Here is a 20,155-nt window from a genome sequence, read left to right as displayed (position 1 = left end):
TTTATCAGTATGGAACAAAGAAAACCGTTTTAAACAAGCGATTGCTGGAGCGCTTTAAAAAATGAAGAGAACTCATGCGGTTCTTTACAATTTGATATGAATCCACTATACTTTTTTCTTGGACAATCGATATAGTCAAAGCCGATAAAAGGCGCTAACAATAGATGTTTGTTTATTATTGGATGAGAGGAAGATGAACAATGAGCGAACTTTGGTATACAGAGAAGCAAACGAAGAATTTTGGTATTACATTGAAGGTGAACAAAACCCTTCACACAGAACAAACAGACTTTCAGCATTTAGAAATGGTAGAAACAGAAGAGTTTGGCAATATGCTGTTTTTAGACGGCATGGTGATGACGTCTGAGAAAGATGAGTTTGTATACCACGAAATGGTGGCACATGTTCCTCTTTTCACTCATCCAAACCCGGAAAATGTTCTTGTTGTAGGTGGAGGAGACGGCGGTGTCATTCGTGAGATCCTCAAACACCCAAGTGTGAAAAAAGCGACACTTGTTGATATTGACGGAAAGGTCATCGAATACTCGAAGAAATTCCTTCCTTCTATCGCTGGGAAACTAGACGATCCTCGTGTAGATGTGAAAGTAGGAGACGGTTTTATGCACATTGCTGAAGCTGACAACGAGTATGATGTCATCATGGTTGACTCTACTGAGCCAGTTGGACCAGCTGTGAACCTGTTCTCTAAAGGATTTTACGCAGGAATCGCAAAAGCACTGAAAGAAGACGGTATTTTCGTTGCACAAACGGACAACCCTTGGTTCACACCTGAGCTGATTACAAATGTACAGCGTGATGTAAAAGAAATTTTCCCAATTACGAAGCTTTACACAGCGAATATTCCAACGTATCCAAGCGGTCTTTGGACATTCACCATCGGTTCTAAAAAATATGATCCACTTGCTGTAGAAGACAGCCGTTTCTTTGATATTGAGACGAAATATTACACAAAAGAATTGCACAAAGCGGCATTCGTTCTGCCGAAATTTGTGAGCGACTTAATCAAATAAATCAAGCGAAATGGACATGCGCAAATGACGGTTTGCGCATTTTTTGAAGCGTAAAAGGAGGAATCTTGCATGAGATTCGATGAGGCTTATTCAGGAAAAGTGTTTATTGGAAGTCATCCGACATGGGAAGATGCAAAGGTCATTTTATACGGCATGCCGATGGACTGGACAGTCAGCTACCGCCCAGGTTCACGTTTCGGTCCGAACCGCATTCGTGAAGTATCGATCGGTTTAGAGGAATACAGCCCTTATTTAGATCGTGAACTGCACGAGGTGCCATTCTTTGATGCGGGTGACATCCCACTTCCTTTTGGGAATGCACAAAAGAGCTTAGATTTAATTGAAGAGTATGTCGACAGCATTTTAGAAAAAGGAAAGTTTCCATTAGGAATGGGCGGCGAGCATCTCGTGTCTTGGCCGGTTTTCCGTGCGATGTATAAGAAATACCCTGATTTGGCCATCATCCATATGGACGCACATACGGATCTTCGTGAGGAATATGAGGGGGAGCCGCTTTCACATTCAACACCGATTCGTAAAGCTGCAGGACTGATTGGAGCTGAAAATGTATTCTCTTTCGGCATCCGTTCTGGAATGAAAGAAGAATTTGAATGGGCAAAAGAAGCGGGTATGCACATTTCTAAATTTGAAGTGCTGGAGCCATTGAAGCAAGTATTGCCAAAGCTAAAAGGGCGTCCAGTGTATGTGACGATCGACATTGATGTACTTGATCCAGCTCATGCACCTGGTACAGGAACGGTAGATGCTGGCGGTATTACATCAAAAGAGCTGCTTGCATCCATTCATGCAATTGCAGGATCTGACGTCCAAGTCGTCGGGGCTGACCTTGTCGAGGTAGCACCTGTATATGATCATTCAGACCAAACAGCGAATACAGCGAGTAAGCTTTTACGCGAAATGCTGCTTGGGTTTGTGAAATAATCAGTTGATAGAGGAGCTTGTCATCTCATATGGACAAGCTCTTTTTTTACATTGGTCAAAAAATAAAGGAGGCAGTTCATGTTTTCGTCCATATTGATGGTGTTCCTCGCTTTATGTGTGTTAGGGGCAGGCTTTCTCACACTGAAACGAGAGCTCGCAGCTGATCCGCCTGTTTTTGCTTCGAAAAAGGAAGCAAAGGAAGAGATGCTGGGGCTGTTTCACGATCGAGGCTTTTTCTATCAGACGGCCATTGCGTTATTCATGCATGTGATATTTAAAAAGGATCAAATCGCACCATTTGATTTTTTTCAGGCATTTTTGGCAAGTTCAGGCATACAGGCTCTTTTTTACTTAATGAAAAGAAAAGACTTAGGCGTAAAGGCTGGACTTGTCATATTGGTCAGTTGTATTTTTCTTTTTTTCTAAAGGGAAGGCTGAAGATGAAAAACGAAGTTTAATCGCCATGAAGAAGAGAAATGATGGTATGATAGGCGATCGTGAATATGGTATACTATTTTAGTTAAACGGGTCTTAGCAAAGGAAGTGCAAAATGACACAAAACCAAATTTCAATTCATGTAAAGTCAGTGATGAAACCAGAGACGGAGCCGGCTGAAACGATCGAATTCCGCACGACTGGAACGTACCAAGAGAAGAATGACAAAACGTATCTCACTTACCATGAAGAACATGAAATGGGTCAAGTAAAAACCGTTGTGAAAATGAGTGAAAAAGAAATTTTTGTGATGAGATCAGGGGCTATTCAAATGAAGCAGCGCTTTCTCATTGGAGAAACAACCGTCACACATTACACGATGCCATTCGGTACACTTCAGCTAGATGTGCACACACATGGTATTGATCTCGATGTGGACAAGGGGCTGCTGCACATTACGTACGATATGCTGACAGGAGAAGATCAAAAGCATTTACATACATTATCGATTTCGTATAAGGAGGATTTACGTTCATGAATATCGCAGAACAGGTCAAAGATGCGTTAAAAGAAGAAATCATAGCGGCAGTCGTCAAAGCAGGACTTGCCGATGAAAGCCAGGTGCCAGATGTCCTTTTAGAAGTGCCGAAAGACAAAACTCACGGTGATTACTCGACCAACATGGCGATGCAGCTTGCCCGCATTGCGAAAAAAGCACCTCGTCAAATCGCAGAGGACATCGTCAATGCATTTGATAAAGGGAAAGCTTCCATTGAAAAACTGGATATCGCAGGTCCAGGGTTCATTAACTTTTATATGAACAATCAGTATTTAACAAAACTCATTCCAGCTGTCCTTGAGGCAAAAGAAGCTTATGGCGAAACGAATACAGGTGGCGGTCAAAAGGTGCAAGTCGAATTCGTCTCAGCCAACCCAACAGGTGACCTTCACCTTGGACATGCCCGCGGAGCAGCTGTAGGAGATTCCCTTTGCAACATCCTTGATAAAGCAGGGTTCGATGTGAGCCGTGAATACTATATCAACGATGCAGGAAATCAAATCAATAACCTCGCTTTATCTGTAGAAGTACGTTATTTTGAGGCACTCGGTCTTGAAAAAGAAATGCCTGAAGACGGCTACAGAGGAGAAGACATCAAAGGCATCGGACAAAAACTTGCGGATGAATTTGGCGACCGTTTCGTGCATGAACCGGAAGAAGAGCGTATGAAGTTCTTCCGTGAATACGGCTTGAAATACGAATTAGAGAAATTACGTGTAGACCTTGAGAATTTCCGTGTCCCATTTGATGTATGGTATTCAGAAACCTCTTTATATGAAAACGGAAAAATCGAGCCAGCGCTGGAGACACTTCGCGCTAAAGGCTATGTTTTTGAAGAAGACGGCGCAACGTGGCTGCGTTCAACTGATTTTGGCGATGACAAGGACCGTGTGCTGATTAAAAAAGACGGCAGCTTCACTTACCTGCTTCCAGACATCGCATATCATAAAGACAAATTGGACAGAGGCTTTGACCAGCTCATTAACATTTGGGGAGCGGACCATCACGGCTATATCCCTCGAATGAAAGCGGCGATTCAAGCACTTGGATATCCAGCTGACAAGCTTGAAGTCGAAATCATTCAGCTTGTTCACCTTTACAAAAACGGTGAAAAGATGAAGATGAGTAAGCGTACAGGAAAAGCCGTCACAATGCGTGACTTGATTGAAGAAGTCGGCTTAGATGCGACTCGTTATTTCTTTGCGATGAGAAGTGCGGCGACACATATGGACTTTGACCTAGACTTAGCGATTTCTACGTCTAACGAAAACCCTGTGTACTATGCACAATATGCGCATGCGAGAATTTGCAGCATGCTGCGTCAAGGTGAAGAAAAAGGCTATGAACCGAACCTTGAAAAAGCCGATTTCTCTCACATTCAATCGGAAAAAGAATACGATCTTCTGAAAATCATTGGCAGCTTCCCAGAAGTTGTAGCAGAAGCAGCTGAAAAGCGTATTCCACACCGCGTGACGAACTATATTTATGACCTTGCATCAGCCCTTCACAGCTTCTACAATGCCGAGAAGGTCATTGACGTAGAAAACGAAACAAAAACAACAGCACGTCTTTCACTCATGAAAGCAACACAAATCACGCTTGCTAATGCATTAAAACTAATTGGTGTATCGGCTCCGGAAAAGATGTAATGAAATAAAAGAAAGCCCCACTCTATTGAATGAGTGGGGTTTTTTACATTATCCAAGCGTATTAATTATGTTAGAAATAGAATCGAATAATTGGCTAAGTACATCAGAAAACATATTTTTGCCTCCTCTCTTTTCTTTTACATCTACTTAACGAAGGGGATAGAGGGTTGGATCACTTTTTCTAAAAAAATTTCAAAAAAGATGATGGCATAGAAAAAAGCACCGCCTATTCGGGTGCTTTTTGGCCTTTCGTTATGAATGAATGCGCAGCTTCACGTCTCCATTTGTACACGCTAGCTGAACGTTTCCACCAATCGGGAAAGTGAAGACTGGCTGTGTATGTCCGATATCGACATCATAAATCACAGGGATGTGTTTGAGCATTGGATGTTTATCTAAAATGAATCTTAAATGTTTTTCTGTCATCTTGGATTTCTTCTGAAAGCGCCCGATGATCAACCCTTTGATTGTTTCTGCATGCTGCAGGAGGGAGGTAAGGTCTCTGGCGAACATTTCAGGGAACACCAGCTCATCATCCTCGACAAATAAGATCGCATCCTTTACATTCGGCATAAACGATGTCCCTTGCAGTAAGTTCAGTGTACAAAGATTTCCGCCAAACAAGGTGCCTTCAGCTGTTCCTTCCTGATATATGTTCCATTTCGTCGGATGAAACTGCCTGTTCGCTTGATCGAGATACCACGCGTCATCACTCCATTTTGTCGAAGGAATCACATCAAACGGTTCGCTGCCGTTCATCAAGCAAGCTTGAAACATAGCGGTCTGCTCCTCCTGCCCCTGCTCCATTTGAAAGCTTGAGAAATGGGGGCCAGAATATGTTACCATATCACATTTCGCTGTAATGGCGCTTGCAAGTGCTGTAATGTCACTATAGCCGCAAAGGACTTTAGGATGCTGTCGGATCAAGTCGTAATCAATATAAGGCAAAAGCTCATTGCAGTTGAAGCCTCCGATGGCTGTCAAAATACCATCGACCTCATCATCTTTGAACGCCTCATGCAGATCAGACAAGCGGTGTTCAATAGACGATGAGGAATGAAGGTCACATTCAAAGACGTGCTGTCCAAAAGAGACAGTGAACCCTAAAGACTCCAGACGTTTTTTCGCTTGAGAAATTCCTTCTTTTGATAAAATGCTGGCACTTCGGCTTGGGGCAATGACCCGAATATGGCTGCCTTTTTTTAAAGGTGGGGGTGTATGCATAAACAAATCTTCCTTTCCATCACGTATTTCTCCATTATATCGGATCAAATAGCGTCAGTCTGTAAAGGCTAGGAGAAAGGAATGGGTCGTGCGTTTCATACAAGCTGTACAAAGGGTATGGAAGAGAAAAAGACAGAATGAGGGCGGAGAATGTGAAAAAGAGAAGACTGGAATTTTTATTTTTATATTTTATGATATTCGGGGCATATGTGGTGTATTGGTGGACTGTGCCGGCGTGGAGCGTTCAGCTGTACGCAGCAATTTATATCGCCATTATTTTATTTAGTATCATCTCACTCATGCTGGAGAACCGTACATCACAGCACACGCTGTTATGGATATATGTGCTCATTTTTTTCCCGATCATTGGCTATATGTTCTATCTGTTCTCAGGGCAGCTCTATGTAAAGGGTCATTTATTCAAATCAAAGAGAATGTATAACCGCGAGAAATTACGCAGAATCTCTGAGCTTGAGAGTAAGCCGAATGAGTCACGTTTAACCGATAATCAGCGTGCTTTTTTTCATTACACAGAAAAAGCAACAGGCATGCATGTGAACACAAATAGTGATATGGAGATTTTAAAGAATGGGGAGGAGACGTTCCCCAGAATTTTTGAAGAGTTAAAAAAGGCAAAATCGTTCATTCATATTGAATATTACATGTTCAAATCCGATTTCCTCGGCCACCGGATGATGGAGATTTTGATTGAAAAAGTGAAAGAAGGGGTAGAGGTCCGTTTTATATATGATGCGGCAGGCAGCATCCGCTTCTCCCGAAAAGATATTAAACGCTTGAAGCAGGCAGGGGTCAAGGTCGCTCCTTTTCTACCTTTAAAATATGGATTCTTTAATCAAAAATTCAATTTCCGAAATCACCGGAAAATCGTCATTATTGATGGAGAGACAGGGTTTGTCGGCGGGTTAAATGTCGGCAAGGAATACGTAGGACGGGATGAAAAGATCGGCTTTTGGCGTGATACGCATGCCATGTTAAAGGGTGAGGCTGTTCAGACCCTTCACTCCGTTTTTATGCTGGATTGGGAGTATGTATCAGATGAAGTATTAATTGATGATCCGAGGTACCATACGCCGCATTCTGTGACAGGCGAGGATGTCATTCAGGTTGTACCAACTGGGCCTGATATGAAAGAAAGTATGAGTGATTTATATGATGCCCTCATTTCTAATGCGAAACAATTTGTCTGGATTGCCACACCTTACTTTGTACCAAACGAATCGATTCGCACTGCGCTCAAAATCGCTGCCACAAGAGGGGTGGATGTGCGGGTGATGGTTCCAGAGATCAATGACGGATTTCTCACACAATACGCCACACGATCCTATTTTTCTGAGCTTCTAAAAGAGGGCATCAAGGTGTATCACTATCAGAAAGGATTCATGCATCAAAAGGTGATGATCGCAGATGGAGAACTCGCCTCTGTCGGTACCGCGAATGTCGATATGAGAAGCTTTCAGCTCAATTTTGAGGTCAATGTCTTTACAGCTGCGAAAAAGCCAATTGAGCAATTGATGGCCCACTATGAGGAAGATATGAAGGAATGTGAGCAAATGGGCCCTGTTCATTTTTATAAAAGAGGCTTAAAAGAGCGTTTGAAGGAATCATTTGCCCGGTTGTTTTCTGGCGTATTATGAGGATTTCCAGCCAAAGAAATCATTTCCTGATCTAGTATTTTGAAGAGGATTCCTCTATAATTGAAAATGATTATCAATTATAGAGGAAATGAGGTTCTTTTACATATGCTAAAACGCTTTTTCGCCTATTACAGGCCCTATCGCGGTCTGTTCTTTTTAGATTTCTTTTGCGCTGTCGCAGTTGGACTGATGGAGCTAGGTTTCCCGCTGATCGTGAACTACTTCATTGATACATTATTACCAACAGGGAACTGGACGGTCATTGCCTGGACCGCACTTGCTCTGTTTATCATTTATGCACTCAGCTCGGTTATGCAGTTTATTGTGTCGTACTGGGGGCACATGCTTGGCATCAATATTGAAACAGATATGAGGAAGAAGCTGTTTGATCATTTTCAGCGTCTCTCATTTAAGTTCTTTGATAACAACAAAACGGGTAAGCTTATGTCTCGAATGACAAATGACCTCATGTACATTGGTGAGGTGGCTCATCACGGACCTGAGGATTTGTTTATTGCAATTATGACGATTCTTGGCGCGTTTGCTGTCATGCTGATGATTAACTGGCAGCTTGCTATCTTAACCTTCTTGATCATGCCTGTCATCATTTGGCTTGCCCTTCATTTTAATAAGAAGATGACACAGGCGATTACACAGCTGAACAATGACATTGGAGACTTTCATGCAAGGGTTGAAAACAATATTGGCGGCATTCGTCTTGTTCAAGCTTTTGCCAACGAACATTTCGAGAAAAAGCGTTTTGCTGAAAACAACAACCGCTTTCGGAAAGCGAAGCTTCTTTCATATAAAATCATGTCGGTGAACGGCTCAATCAGTTACATTCTCACACGTCTTGTGACACTGTTTGTCCTTCTAGCAGGGACATGGTTTGTTCTGCAGGGGCAATTAACGGCAGGTGGATTTATCGCATTTGTTCTCATTACAAACGTCTTATTCAGACCGATTGATAAAATCAACACAGTGATTGAAATGTATCCAAAAGGAATTGCGGGCTTTAAAAGCTATGTCGACTTACTTGAAACAGAGCCAGATGTAAAGGATACAGAGGGAGCTCGTGATGTATTCGGACTGAAAGGTGAAATTGAATATCGAAACGTGACATTCGGCTACGATGAGCACAGCCATGTGTTAAAGGACATCGATTTGAAGATCAAACAAGGAGAAACTGTTGCGTTTGTCGGGCCTTCAGGAGCCGGGAAATCGACGATTTGCAGTTTGCTGCCACGTTTTTATGATGTGGATAAAGGGGAGATTACGATTGATGGTGTAAGTACAAAATCGATGACCCTGTCTTCTTTAAGACAGCAGATCGGCATTGTGCAGCAGGATGTCTTTTTATTCTCAGGCACCATTCGAGAAAACATTGCGTACGGCAACTTAGAAGCCAGCGATGCAGAGATTTGGGAGGCTGTACGTCGTGCGCATTTAGAGGAACTCGTCCAGCGTTTCCCAGAAGGATTAAATACAGTCATAGGCGAGCGCGGCGTCAAACTGTCGGGAGGTCAAAAGCAGCGTCTGTCGATTGCGCGGATGTTCCTAAAAAATCCTTCGATTCTTATTTTAGATGAAGCCACATCAGCACTTGATACAGAAACAGAAAAAGCTATACAGGATGCACTGAGCGAACTGGCTGTCGGAAGGACAACACTCGTCATTGCCCACCGCCTGGCAACAATTAAACACGCCGATCGTATCATCGTCGTGACAGAGGAAGGCATCCAAGAACAAGGCCGCCACCAAGACCTTATTCAAATGGGAGGCGTGTACAGCAGACTGCATGAAGCGCAGTTTGGTCATTGAAAAGAAAGCCCTTTTGATAAAGGGCTTTTTTTGTTAGGATAGAAAAAACGTTTGTAGGAAGGATCTGATGGAATGAAGGGGCTTCGGCGATTACAAAAGGGCGATAAGATCGGTATATTTTCACCTTCTAGTCCTGCTTCAGCGACCTCGCCTCTTAGGTATGAGCGGGCGAAGAAGTGGCTTGAGCAAAAAGGATTCATTGTGGTTCCAGGATCATTAACAGGGAAAGAGGATTACTACCGTTCAGGTACAATTCAAGAACGAGCAGATGAGCTGAATGAGCTGATGGCTAGAGAGGACTTGGCGTGCATCATGTCAATGATTGGCGGGACGAATTCAAATAGTTTGCTGCCTTATCTTGATTTTGACCTGCTGAAACAACATCCGAAAATCATGATTGGTTATTCAGATGCGACAGCGATTCTTTTAGCGGCCTACGAAAAAACGGGACTGCCTGTTTTCTACGGACCGGCGCTTGTTCCTTCTTTTGGCGAGTTTGAACCGTTTGTCACTTATACATATCAGTCGTTTGAGGACATCCTGATGTCCCATCAAACCATTCCTTATCAGATTGAAAAACCGCCTTTTTGGACAGATGAACGAATCAATTGGGAAGAAAAGACGGGTGATAAAAAGCAGCGTCCAAATGATTGGCTGTGCGTCATAGAGGGACAAGCAGAAGGCAGATTGATCGGCGGGAACTTGAATGCGATGTACGGCATATGGGGAAGTGAGTTCATGCCAGCCATCCAAAACGGAGACATCCTTCTCATTGAAGATTGTATGAAAACCGCGTCGGTTGTAGAAAAGAACTTCTCTTTATTGAAAGTAAATGGCGTGTTTGAACGGGTTTCTGGGATTCTTTTAGGAAAACATGAGCTGTTTGATGATGAAGGGACGGGCAAAGAGCCTTATGAGATTTTACTTGAGGTACTCGGAGAGACAAAAAGACCACTTATCGCTGATTTTGACTGTGCTCATACGCACCCAATGCTTACGATGCCAATAGGGGCACAAGTGAAAATGGATGCAGCTTCCAAACAAGTTTGGTTAACAAAAGAGTGGATATAGCAAAAGAGCAGCCCGCGGCTGCTCTCCCAGCATGTAGACAAACCCTCGCATTCGTTGTCACGCCTGCGTGCCGGTGCTCACGAATGTCAAATTCGCTCCGCGCCGGTACTCGTCCTTCCTAGGGCTGCAAAGGTTTTCAATCACGTGAAAAGAAGACAAAGGGCTAAAATCAAGATCATTTTAGCCCTTTGTCAACCAATCTGAAAGAGCAGCCCGCGGCTGCTCTTCTTTATGAAACCTTCTCTTTTTCAAATGGCTGTAGGAGGTCTTGCGCTTTTTTCCCCTCCACGACAATTAAGTAGTCAGATTCTAAATGAGTGAGCCTGAAGGTTTCAAGCTCTACGATGTTCTTAATGCTGCACATTGTCTTTTTAGAATACACATATAAACGATGCTGAGCCTGCTGGCACTTTTCATAAAGAGAAATAAGCTTATGTAAATTCAACGCTTTCGCAGCGATTCGGATTGAATAGATTTGAGACATCTTCATATCCTCCTGTTAATTACTTTCTCACAATAGCTTTGTTACCCCCATTTGCACAAAGGTAAACCTTTCTCTATGTTTTCCACTCAATGATTCCCCCGCCCGTCCGCCGATTGCCCCTTATCGCTGACAGCTCTTCGACTAGACGGAGCAGAGCTTGATCCTTTAATTTTGCTTCAATCATGAAATCTACATCACGACCATACGGTTTTAATGCTTGAAAAAGCGGTAAGACAAAGTTCATATCTACTCCATCTGCATGACTGCGTATGGCTTTTTCTGATTTAGGTGAAGACAAATGGATTTTGGGTGGAATGCCAGTGTTTGTCCAAGTGTCGAACATTCTTGGCAGGATGTCATCGAGTGCGGCATCATCATCTTTATTTGCCACATGATGATGGTAATCAAAAACAAACGGAATGTCATGCTTTTCACATACACCAAGCGTTTCCAGCGACGTATATGTTTTGTCATCGTTCTCAAGTGTCATTCTCGCCTTGATATGAGCCGGAAGCTGTTTGATATTTTCATCAAAGCGTTGAAGAGCCGATTCTTTATCGCCGTACGCCCCGCCTACATGAATGTTCATGTAGCCTTCCTTATCGAGCTTCATCGCCTCAAGCATTTGATAATGGTATGTCATATCGATGACGGCATTTTCTGTAATCGAAGGTTTTGGACTGGTAAACAAGGTAAATTGATTGGGGTGAAAGCTGACCCGTAAGCCGTGCCGTTTCACCAGCTTGCCGATCTCAAGAAATTCTTTGTGAAAAGGTGTCACAAAGTCCCAGCGCACCTCTGGATGGGTCGCGAGCGGGACGATCGAGCTTGAAAAACGGTAAAGCGGGATATCATGAGCAATGGCGAAATAAAGCGTTCTTAATGTATTCACGAGATTGGCTTTTGTTGTTCGCAATAAAGTCTCTTTTCTTTCTTCCTTAGCGAGCTTGCTGTATCTTGCAAAGGTCAGCGACTTGGCAGGAGAAGCTTCCCACAAGGTGACGGCATTGGATACATAACCAAATCGATAACGCATAGGTCATCTCCTTTATAAAAAATACGAGAACATGGCGGCAACCCACTCAAGCGGCCGTGTGAAAAGAGGGCGCTTTGACAATGTTTCTTCTGTCAGGATCTCAGATACTTCCATATGCTCCCGAATTTTTTCCTCTACGTGTGCAGTAAAGTCGGGATCATCAATGGCTACATCTACTTCTTCGTTTAAAAACAAGCTTCGTTTATCAAAATTCGCGGTACTGATCATACAGCGGCTGTAATCAATCAAAATGGCTTTCGAATGATAAAACCCTTTATAAAAACGATAAACAAGACATCCAGAGGCAATGAGGTCCTTCAAATAATGAAAGCCAGCCTCTTTGACAAGTGGATGATCCGCTTTCATTGGAATGATGATTTCAACTGTGACGCCCCGCTTTCGTGCATCAAGCAGCGCCTTCAGAAGAGGGGAAGATGGAATAAAATAAGGCGTACAGATGATGATCTGTTTCCTCGCCTGCTGAATATCTTGGAGAAATAAAGCTTCTAAAGAAAAGCCAGCAGTCGCGCGTGTTGTGCATTGTAATGTTCCCGGTTCCAATGCAGGGAAAACCTCATATTGCAGCTGATGAATGCCAGACGACCGGTACAAATCATTCAGAAACACATGCTGGAGATCTGCGACAACCTGTCCAGTCATCCGCAAATGATAATCCTTCCAAATGCCAAAGCGGCCTTTCTTTCCAACATATTCATCGCCTATATTAAATCCGCCAATATAGCCAATTTTCCCATCAATCACCGTGATTTTACGGTGATTTCTCATGTTTAAACGGTAAATCAAAAAAGGAAAACGAGGCTTATTTAAAAAGTAAAATTGAATGCCGCTTCTTTCTAGCATGTCAATCGCCTTTTGATCAAACGGATAGGAGCCTAATCGGTCGGTCAGCAAAAAGACGGAAACGCCTTGCTCCGCTTTGGCTTTCAATGCTTGTAAGACCCTTTGACCAATCTTGTCGTTCTTTACAATAAAGAACATCATATGAATAGAAGAAGAGGCCTGCTGTATATCGGTAATCAGCTGATCGAAAAATGGTTCGCCATCATGATAAAAGGCAGCATCGCCGCTTGTTTGGTCAAAAGACCGTTCAAATGCGTGAGTAGAAAAATATTTCCTTCCCATATAAAGGTCTAACATCACGAGCAAAACGATGGCAATGAGTACGAGTAGGATGATCAATGCGATCATGAAACTTCCTCCTTTTTTGCATATTTCAATAGTGTACCCAAACGTGTAAAAAATATTGACTGAATACTCATTCATTATTTATGATAGAGGTACAACATGGAAACGGAACAAAGAGGGTTTTGGGGAATGAAAGGGGGAGCAAGATGAATAGCCTTTTAATCATCAACTTGATCGCATTTGCGGCGGTGACCGCTTACGCTGTGTATTTGTTTGTTTATCTCATTCGAACACGAGCGGCGTATATTCGTCTTGGTAAAAAAGAAGAGTTTCAACAAGACATGAAGAAACGCTTAGAGCGTGTTTGGGTCAATGTATTTGGGCAAAAGAAGCTGTTAAAGGACAAGAAGAGCGGCATCATTCATGTGCTGTTTTTCTACGGATTTATCCTCGTACAGTTCGGAGCCCTTGATTTTATTCTGAAGGGGCTTATTCCAGACAGCGGGCTTCCTTTAGGTCCGGTGTACGGGGTCTTTACGTTTTTCCAAGAGGTGGTCACACTTCTCATTTTAGTGGCCGTTGTATGGGCTTTCCATAGAAGATACGTGGAAAAGCTTGTCCGTTTAAAACGAGGCTTCAAATCGGGACTAGTGCTTTTATTTATTGGCGGCTTAATGCTGACAGTCTTACTTGGGAACGGCATGAACATCATCTGGCATGGACACTCTCTATCACCAACTGAGCCAATCGCTTCTGGTATTGCCTTCTTGCTGGGCGGAATTTCACCTCTTGCGGCTGCGATTGTTTTTTATGCCGCATGGTGGGTGCATCTTCTTATTTTGCTGACATTCTTAGTATACGTTCCGCAGTCAAAGCACGCCCATCTGATTGCAGGGCCTGTGAACGTATTTGTCAGCAGATTAGACCCGCCAGGCAAGCTGCAAAAAATTGATTTTGAAGATGAGTCACAAGAGACCTTCGGTGTAGGAAAAATTGAAGACTTCCGTCAGTCTCAGCTGATCGATCTTTATGCCTGTGTGGAATGCGGGCGCTGCACGAATATGTGCCCGGCAACAGGGACAGGGAAGATGCTGTCTCCGATGGATTTGATTTTAAGGTTAAGAGATCATTTAACCAATAAAGGGGCCGCTATTACATCAAAGACACCTTGGGTCCCGCAGCTTGCCTTCAAACAGACAACAGGAAACCAGCTGGCACTGCAGGCGAGAGGAGCAGGTGCGGAAGAGTCGGCTGCCAGCTCTATATATCATCCTTCTCTTATTGGAGAGGTCATTACAGAAGAAGAGATCTGGGCATGTACGACATGCCGAAACTGTGAAGACCAATGCCCTGTCATGAATGAACATGTCGACAAGATTATTGATATGCGCAGATATCTTGTGCTGACCGAAGGAAAAATGGACGCGGATGCACAGCGTGCCATGACAAGCATTGAGCGCCAAGGGAACCCGTGGGGATTGAACCGGAAAGAAAGAGAAAATTGGCGTGAACTGAGAGAAGATGTGCATGTGCCAACAGTGAAAGAGTTGAAAAAAACAGATCAAAGCTTTGATTATTTATTCTGGGTTGGTTCAATGGGGGCATATGACAATCGAAGCCAAAAGATTGCACTTGCTTTTGCAAAGCTCCTCAATGAAGCGGGAGTATCCTTTGCCATCCTAGGCAATAAAGAGAAAAACTCAGGCGATACGCCAAGAAGACTCGGAAACGAATTTTTATTCCAAGAGCTTGCTGCAAAAAACATTGAAGAATTCCAGAAAAACGGCGTCACAAAGATCGTCACGATTGATCCACACGCCTATAACTTATTTAAAAATGAATACCCAGACTTCGGACTTGAGGCAGAAGTATACCATCATACAGAATTACTGGCAGAGTTAGTGAAAGAAGGGAAAATAACACCTGTACATGAAGTGAACGAAGTGATTACTTTCCACGACTCTTGCTACCTAGGCAGATATAACGAAGTGTACGACCCGCCAAGAGACATTTTAAAAGCCATTCCAGGTGTGACGCTGAAAGAAATGGAGCGCAACCGTGAAACTGGTATGTGCTGCGGTGCAGGCGGGGGCTTAATGTGGATGGAAGAAGAGACGGGTACCCGGATTAACACTGCACGAACGGAGCAGGCGTTACAGGTCCAGCCGTCCATCATCAGCTCAGGGTGTCCTTATTGCTTAACGATGCTGGGAGATGGGACGAAGGCGAAGGAAGTAGAGGAGCAGGTAGGCACATTTGATGTCGCCGAACTTCTTGAAAAATCAGTGTTTGGCGAGCCTGGAAAACAGGTGTCGTAAAGATGACAGGCCGATGAATAGGATGTTCATCGGCTTATCCATGGCGCTGTTTCATCAGCTGCCTAAATCATATGTAAGCGGTAACAAATGGGGAGGGGCATATATGAGTACGACGGTCATTGTATCTGGAGCAAGAACACCATTTGGGAAACTAGGCGGCGCTCTCGGTGGTTTGACTGCCGCAGAACTAGGCGGTATAGCGATCAAGGCTGCACTGGAAAGAGTTTCGGGTTCTCATGAAATAGATGAGGTCATTATGGGAAGTGTTTTACAAGGAGGGCAAGGGCAGATTCCTTCAAGGCAAGCAGCAAGATATGCTGATCTTCCTTGGTCTGTTCCAACACAAACCATCAATAAAGTCTGTGCTTCAGGCATGCGCAGTGTGACCGCAGCAGATCAAATCATTCGAGCCGGAGATGCTGAGGTCATCGCAGCGGGCGGTATGGAATCCATGTCTCACGCTCCTTATCTGCTAAAAAAAGCGCGATGGGGCTACAAAATGGGTGATGGTGCAGTACAAGATGCGATGATTTTAGATGGATTGACCTGTTCGTTTACAGGCGTTCATATGGGTGAGTATGGAAGTATGGCTGCAAAGGAGCTCGGCATCACGCGCGAAGAGCAGGATCTGTGGGCACTCAGAAGTCATGAACGGGCCATCGAAGCGCAAAAAAACGGCTTTTTTCAACATGAAATCGCCCCCGTCACCGTCAAAACAAAAACGGGAGAACGGCTGATTACAGAAGATGAATCTCCGCGGCGTGATACGTCATATGAACGGCTGTCAAAGCTCATGCCTGTTTTTGATCAGAAGGGTACCATCACTGCTGGAAATGCACCAGGTGTCAATGATGGTGCAAGTGCGCTCCTTTTAATGAAAGACACGTATGCTGCACGGCATGGCGTAAAGCCAATGGCAGTCGTTCTCGGTCATGCTCAGGTTGCTGTAGAGGCAAAGGATTTTCCGAAAACACCAGCCTTTGCTATCGAGAAGCTTTTAAAGAAAACAGGAAAGCGCCTAGAGGATATTGATTTGTTTGAAATCAATGAGGCCTTTTCAGCTGTGGCTCTGGCATGTGAAAAAATAACTGGGATCGACCGGCGGAAAATGAATATCAACGGAGGGGCTGTCGCGCTCGGTCATCCGATTGGGGCAAGCGGAACACGCGTGATATTGACATTGATTCATGCATTAAGACAAAGAGGCGGAGGCATTGGCATTGCGGCGATTTGCAGCGGAGGCGGTCAAGGAGACGCCATCATGATAAAGGTAGATGAAAAGGGAGGCGTTTATTGATGAGTATAGAAGAGACCGTTATGGTCGTTGGAGCCGGTCAAATGGGATCAGGCATTGCTCAAGTGTTTGCTCAGTCAGGCTATACAGTTCTGCTCCATGATGCATCAGAAAAGCAGATTCATCGAGCGATCTCCTCCATGACCAAACAACTGACGAAGCGCGCAGAAAAAGGAAAGCTGGCACATCAGGCAGTCCGAGATATTACGCAGCGGCTTGCCGTTTCCAAAGATTTAAAAGACGTACAGCAGGCTCACTTAGTCATAGAAGCCGCATCAGAACAAATGAGTGTGAAAAAACAAATCTTTGAAACACTTGATCAATTTGCAGAGGCTGAGGCAATATTTGCGACAAACACGTCTTCCTTATCGATCACAGAATTAGCAGCTGTTACGGGGAGACCGGAGAAAGTGATTGGCATGCATTTTATGAATCCGGTTCCTGTCATGAAACTGGTTGAAGTCATTCGAGCGCTGCAAACGAGTGATGACACATATCAAGTTGTTTATGAAACAGCGAAGACATTAAACAAAACCCCAATTGAAGTGGAAGACTTCCCAGGGTTTGTATCAAACCGCATATTGATGCCAATGATCAATGAAGCCATTTACACCCTGTATGAAGGCGTAGCAGATGCAGAAAGCATTGATGGCGTGATGACACTTGGGATGAATCATCCAATGGGGCCGCTTCGTCTAGCTGATTTCATCGGACTGGATACATGTTTATTTATTATGAATACCCTTCACGAGGGACTTGGAGACAGCAAATATCGACCTTGTCCTCTTTTGAAAAAATACGTGAATGCAGGCTGGCTGGGCAAAAAGACAAAGAGAGGTTTTTACACATACCACGACCACTCATAGGGGGAGTCAAGATGGATGTTTTGCTTACGGATCAACAGCGTCTCTGGAGAGAACAGACAGCAGAATTTGCACGCCAGCGTATATTCCCTGAAGTAGAAGCCATGGAACAAGGCCGGTTTCCAAACACCCTTTTAAGTGAAATGGGGCGGCAAGGCTATCTAGGGATTCCAATACCAGCTTCGTATCAAGGCTTAGGAGCAGATTTTACAACGTATATCATTGCAATCCATGAATTATCGAAAGTGAGTGCGACCATCGGTGTCATTGTGTCCGTTCATACATCTGTTGTGACGATGCCTATTTTGACTTTTGGAACGAAGGAACAAAAAGAAACTTATGTCCCGCCGCTTGCATCCGGGAAGAAGCTGGGCGCCTTTTGTCTGACTGAACCAAAGGCTGGATCAGATGCCTCCAGTATTCAGTTAAGAGCAGAGCGGATGGGCGGCGATTATGTATTAAATGGGACGAAAATCTTTATCACAAGCGGCGGAGAAGCAGAACTGTATCTTGTCTTTGCGGTGACCGATCCGGCTTCTGCGAGAAAAAATATATCGGCGTTCATTGTCGAGAAAGATACGCCGGGATTTACGATTGGAAAAGATGAGAAAAAGATGGGACTGCACGGTTCAAAAACAGTCACGCTTCATTTTGAAGGCGTGCGGATTCCAAAAGATCAGCTGCTCGGTGCAGAAGGAGAGGGCTTTCAAATTGCCATGTCCAGCTTAAATGCAGGGAGAATCGGAATTGCGGCTCAAAGCCTTGGCATTGCAGAAGCCGCATTAACCGAGGCAGTGGTCTATTTAAAGCAGCATCCAGCAGGTCTTGAAACAACCATTCGGCTGGGCGATTTGGCGGCGAAGCTTGAGGCGGCAAAACTGCTCGTCTATCAAGCGGCTTCTTTCAAAGAGGCAAATCGACCGGTCACAAAGGAAGCATCAATGGCAAAGCTATTTGCGTCAAAAACGGCGGTGGAGATCAGTACAGAAGCGATCCATTTGCTAGGCATGGATGGTTATACGAATCGCTATCAAGCAGAACGTTACTTTCGTGATGCGAAAATTTGTGAAATCTATGAAGGAACAAGTGAAATTCAAAGGCTGGTCATCTGTAAACAGCTAATATGAAACGAGGTGGCTCACGATGCAGTTCCAATTAAGTGATGAACATGAAATGATTCAAAAAATGGTGAGAGACTTTGCGAAAAATGAAGTGGAGCCAACAGCAGCAGAACGAGACGAAACAGAGACATATGATCCATCTATTTTCCGCAAAATGGCGGAGCTCGGTTTAACGGGTATCCCTTGGCCGGAAGACGTGGGCGGAATTGGCAGTGACTATTTAGCCTACGTCATAGCAGTTGAGGAGCTTTCAAAAGTGTGCGCCTCTACAGGCGTCACCCTGTCCGCTCATACATCTCTTGCTTCATGGCCAATCTTTACATTCGGAACAAAGGAACAAAAAGAGAACTACTTAAAGCCGCTTGCAAAAGGGCAGAAGATAGGAGCATACGCGCTCACTGAGAGCGGATCTGGTTCAGATGCCGGCGGAATGAAGACAACGGCCGTCAAGGCAGGCAGTGAATATGTCCTGAACGGGGCTAAAATTTTTATTACAAATGGAGGCATTGCAGATTATTATATTGTGTTTGCCGTCACAGACCAAGAAGCTTCGTCTCGAAATACAACTGCTTTTATTGTAGAAAAAGAGACGCCTGGTTTTTCCGTTGGCAAGAAGGAAAGCAAACTGGGCATACGTTCATCGCCAACAACTGAAATTCGATTTGAAGATTGCCGAATTCATGAAAGGAACCGGCTCGGTCTAGAAGGAGAAGGGTTCAAAATAGCCATGATGACACTCGATGGCGGCAGAAACGGCATTGCTGCACAGGCGGTTGGGATTGCGCAAGGTGCTCTTGATGCGGCGGTTGATTATGCCAAGGAGCGTAAACAATTTGGCAAACCAATCATTCAGCAGCAAGGGATCGCCTTTAAACTGGCTGATATGGCAACAGCGATTGAAGCATCAAGGCTGCTTACTTACCAGGCGGCATGGCTCGAAACGAAAGGCCTTCCGTATGGAAAGGAATCAGCCATGTCCAAGCTCTTTGCTGGTGATACAGCAATGAAGGTGACGACAGAGGCGGTTCAAATCTTCGGCGGGTACGGCTACACAAAGGATTACCCAGTCGAACGATACATGCGTGATGCGAAAATCACTCAAATTTATGAAGGAACTCAGGAAATCCAGCGCCTGGTCATCTCAAGGAAACTGCTAGATATGTAGAAAACAAGCATAGACCGCCTGAACGTGAGGCGGTCTGTTTTCGTTCGTCATGCAGTTTTCAAACGTAAGCGTATTGTTAATGTTCATCCATATCATCATGTCATGTTAAAATTAGGGAAAATATCAATATGGAGGTTATGATGATGAACTCAACATTTATGGGCATTTTGGCAATCGTCACGATGGTGATCTGGATCATGGTGTCCGCGGAGCTTTCGAAATCTCCAAAAAAGCAGGAAGAAAAAGAAAACAGCCGGAGAAAACTAATCGTACTCATGTCTGCTGGAATGTTATTCACGATTCCTGTCGTTGTCTCACTCATTCAGAACATCCCATTTTAA

Annotated in this window: 18 protein-coding genes; 14 read left to right on the top strand and 4 right to left on the bottom strand. The window is 44.1% G+C overall.

Going from position 1 to position 20,155, the window contains the following annotated elements; genetic code table 11:
• Positions 1–200 precede the first annotated feature (200 nt).
• The 5 genes from speE (at position 201) to argS (ending at position 4,616) form a co-directional block, all read left to right on the top strand.
• Positions 201–1,031, top strand: a complete 831-nt coding sequence (gene speE / locus MHB69_RS17675) for a spermidine synthase (protein ID WP_025093862.1) — start codon at positions 201–203, stop codon at positions 1,029–1,031.
• A 69-nt stretch (positions 1,032–1,100) separates the two neighbouring features.
• Positions 1,101–1,973 (top strand): agmatinase, encoded by an 873-nt coding sequence (speB, locus tag MHB69_RS17670; RefSeq protein WP_061110203.1) that lies wholly within the window; start codon positions 1,101–1,103, stop codon positions 1,971–1,973.
• Positions 1,974–2,051: 78 nt separating this feature from the next.
• Complete coding sequence (locus MHB69_RS17665) at positions 2,052–2,399, top strand: hypothetical protein (protein WP_061110202.1); 348 nt, start codon at positions 2,052–2,054, stop codon at positions 2,397–2,399.
• 124 nt (positions 2,400–2,523) lie between these two features.
• Entirely contained in the window at positions 2,524–2,946 is a 423-nt protein-coding gene (locus MHB69_RS17660; RefSeq protein ID WP_003215400.1) for a DUF1934 family protein, read from the top strand.
• Positions 2,943–4,616, top strand: a complete 1,674-nt coding sequence (gene argS / locus MHB69_RS17655) for an arginine--tRNA ligase (protein ID WP_070326129.1) — start codon at positions 2,943–2,945, stop codon at positions 4,614–4,616. Before MHB69_RS17660 ends, argS begins: the two co-directional genes overlap by 4 nt.
• A gap of 252 nt (positions 4,617–4,868) precedes the next feature.
• On the opposite strand, the gene MHB69_RS17650 is transcribed toward argS, so the two are convergent.
• Positions 4,869–5,840, bottom strand: a complete 972-nt coding sequence (locus MHB69_RS17650; RefSeq protein WP_046312915.1) for a S66 peptidase family protein — start codon at positions 5,838–5,840, stop codon at positions 4,869–4,871.
• Between the two features lie 152 nt (positions 5,841–5,992).
• On the opposite strand from MHB69_RS17650, the gene cls (MHB69_RS17645) reads away from it, so the two are divergent.
• From cls (MHB69_RS17645) to MHB69_RS17635, 3 genes are all read left to right on the top strand, one after another.
• Positions 5,993–7,495, top strand: a complete 1,503-nt coding sequence (gene cls, locus MHB69_RS17645; protein WP_041115905.1) for a cardiolipin synthase — start codon at positions 5,993–5,995, stop codon at positions 7,493–7,495.
• Between the two features lie 105 nt (positions 7,496–7,600).
• Positions 7,601–9,316 (top strand): ABC transporter ATP-binding protein, encoded by a 1,716-nt coding sequence (locus MHB69_RS17640; protein ID WP_024426361.1) that lies wholly within the window; start codon positions 7,601–7,603, stop codon positions 9,314–9,316.
• Between the two features lie 72 nt (positions 9,317–9,388).
• Positions 9,389–10,387 carry a S66 peptidase family protein gene (locus MHB69_RS17635; protein ID WP_041115504.1) on the top strand — a complete coding sequence of 333 codons (999 nt, stop codon included), beginning with the start codon at positions 9,389–9,391 and terminating at the stop codon, positions 10,385–10,387.
• 229 nt (positions 10,388–10,616) lie between these two features.
• On the opposite strand, the gene MHB69_RS17630 is transcribed toward MHB69_RS17635, so the two are convergent.
• From MHB69_RS17630 to cls (MHB69_RS17620), 3 genes are all read right to left on the bottom strand, one after another.
• A complete protein-coding gene (locus MHB69_RS17630; RefSeq protein ID WP_034281244.1) occupies positions 10,617–10,871 on the bottom strand; it encodes a hypothetical protein in 255 nt (84 codons plus the stop codon).
• Positions 10,872–10,944: 73 nt separating this feature from the next.
• Positions 10,945–11,907 (bottom strand): UV DNA damage repair endonuclease UvsE, encoded by a 963-nt coding sequence (gene uvsE / locus MHB69_RS17625; RefSeq protein ID WP_144496429.1) that lies wholly within the window; start codon positions 11,905–11,907, stop codon positions 10,945–10,947.
• Positions 11,908–11,919: 12 nt separating this feature from the next.
• A complete protein-coding gene (gene cls / locus MHB69_RS17620) occupies positions 11,920–13,116 on the bottom strand; it encodes a cardiolipin synthase (RefSeq protein ID WP_144496428.1) in 1,197 nt (398 codons plus the stop codon).
• A gap of 143 nt (positions 13,117–13,259) precedes the next feature.
• Between cls (MHB69_RS17620) and MHB69_RS17615 the strand changes: the two genes are divergently transcribed.
• From MHB69_RS17615 to MHB69_RS17590, 6 genes are all read left to right on the top strand, one after another.
• On the top strand, positions 13,260–15,371 hold the full coding sequence (locus MHB69_RS17615) for a heterodisulfide reductase-related iron-sulfur binding cluster (RefSeq protein WP_065214888.1): 2,112 nt from the start codon (positions 13,260–13,262) through the stop codon (positions 15,369–15,371).
• Between the two features lie 103 nt (positions 15,372–15,474).
• Positions 15,475–16,668 carry an acetyl-CoA C-acetyltransferase gene (locus tag MHB69_RS17610; RefSeq protein WP_065215048.1) on the top strand — a complete coding sequence of 398 codons (1,194 nt, stop codon included), beginning with the start codon at positions 15,475–15,477 and terminating at the stop codon, positions 16,666–16,668.
• Complete coding sequence (locus MHB69_RS17605; RefSeq protein ID WP_144496427.1) at positions 16,668–17,531, top strand: 3-hydroxybutyryl-CoA dehydrogenase; 864 nt, start codon at positions 16,668–16,670, stop codon at positions 17,529–17,531. The genes MHB69_RS17610 and MHB69_RS17605 overlap by 1 nt, the downstream gene beginning before the upstream one ends.
• Positions 17,532–17,542: 11 nt before the next feature.
• Positions 17,543–18,655, top strand: a complete 1,113-nt coding sequence (locus tag MHB69_RS17600; RefSeq protein WP_065214886.1) for an acyl-CoA dehydrogenase family protein — start codon at positions 17,543–17,545, stop codon at positions 18,653–18,655.
• Positions 18,656–18,671: 16 nt separating this feature from the next.
• Positions 18,672–19,814 carry an acyl-CoA dehydrogenase gene (locus tag MHB69_RS17595; RefSeq protein ID WP_251232401.1) on the top strand — a complete coding sequence of 381 codons (1,143 nt, stop codon included), beginning with the start codon at positions 18,672–18,674 and terminating at the stop codon, positions 19,812–19,814.
• Positions 19,815–19,957: 143 nt separating this feature from the next.
• On the top strand, positions 19,958–20,155 hold the full coding sequence (locus MHB69_RS17590; protein WP_034281233.1) for a hypothetical protein: 198 nt from the start codon (positions 19,958–19,960) through the stop codon (positions 20,153–20,155).

This window comes from Bacillus sp. FSL K6-0994 (genome assembly GCF_038630815.1).
In the GTDB taxonomy this organism is placed as follows: domain Bacteria; phylum Bacillota; class Bacilli; order Bacillales; family Bacillaceae; genus Bacillus; species Bacillus safensis.
The sequence above is the reverse complement of the archived record's forward strand: the minus strand, read 5'-3'. Positions and strand labels throughout refer to the sequence as shown.

Coding starts and splice junctions, on each gene's coding strand:
- MHB69_RS17630 (WP_034281244.1), bottom strand. CDS start 10,871: ATGTCTCAAATCTATTCAATCCGAATCGCTGCGAAAGCGTTGAATTTA.
- uvsE (WP_144496429.1), bottom strand. CDS start 11,907: ATGCGTTATCGATTTGGTTATGTATCCAATGCCGTCACCTTGTGGGAA.
- MHB69_RS17615 (WP_065214888.1), top strand. CDS start 13,260: ATGAATAGCCTTTTAATCATCAACTTGATCGCATTTGCGGCGGTGACC.
- MHB69_RS17650 (WP_046312915.1), bottom strand. CDS start 5,840: ATGCATACACCCCCACCTTTAAAAAAAGGCAGCCATATTCGGGTCATT.
- MHB69_RS17635 (WP_041115504.1), top strand. CDS start 9,389: ATGAAGGGGCTTCGGCGATTACAAAAGGGCGATAAGATCGGTATATTT.
- speB (WP_061110203.1), top strand. CDS start 1,101: ATGAGATTCGATGAGGCTTATTCAGGAAAAGTGTTTATTGGAAGTCAT.
- MHB69_RS17665 (WP_061110202.1), top strand. CDS start 2,052: ATGTTTTCGTCCATATTGATGGTGTTCCTCGCTTTATGTGTGTTAGGG.
- MHB69_RS17640 (WP_024426361.1), top strand. CDS start 7,601: ATGCTAAAACGCTTTTTCGCCTATTACAGGCCCTATCGCGGTCTGTTC.
- argS (WP_070326129.1), top strand. CDS start 2,943: ATGAATATCGCAGAACAGGTCAAAGATGCGTTAAAAGAAGAAATCATA.
- MHB69_RS17595 (WP_251232401.1), top strand. CDS start 18,672: ATGCAGTTCCAATTAAGTGATGAACATGAAATGATTCAAAAAATGGTG.
- MHB69_RS17610 (WP_065215048.1), top strand. CDS start 15,475: ATGAGTACGACGGTCATTGTATCTGGAGCAAGAACACCATTTGGGAAA.
- speE (WP_025093862.1), top strand. CDS start 201: ATGAGCGAACTTTGGTATACAGAGAAGCAAACGAAGAATTTTGGTATT.
- cls (WP_144496428.1), bottom strand. CDS start 13,116: ATGATCGCATTGATCATCCTACTCGTACTCATTGCCATCGTTTTGCTC.
- MHB69_RS17590 (WP_034281233.1), top strand. CDS start 19,958: ATGAACTCAACATTTATGGGCATTTTGGCAATCGTCACGATGGTGATC.
- MHB69_RS17660 (WP_003215400.1), top strand. CDS start 2,524: ATGACACAAAACCAAATTTCAATTCATGTAAAGTCAGTGATGAAACCA.
- MHB69_RS17605 (WP_144496427.1), top strand. CDS start 16,668: ATGAGTATAGAAGAGACCGTTATGGTCGTTGGAGCCGGTCAAATGGGA.
- MHB69_RS17600 (WP_065214886.1), top strand. CDS start 17,543: ATGGATGTTTTGCTTACGGATCAACAGCGTCTCTGGAGAGAACAGACA.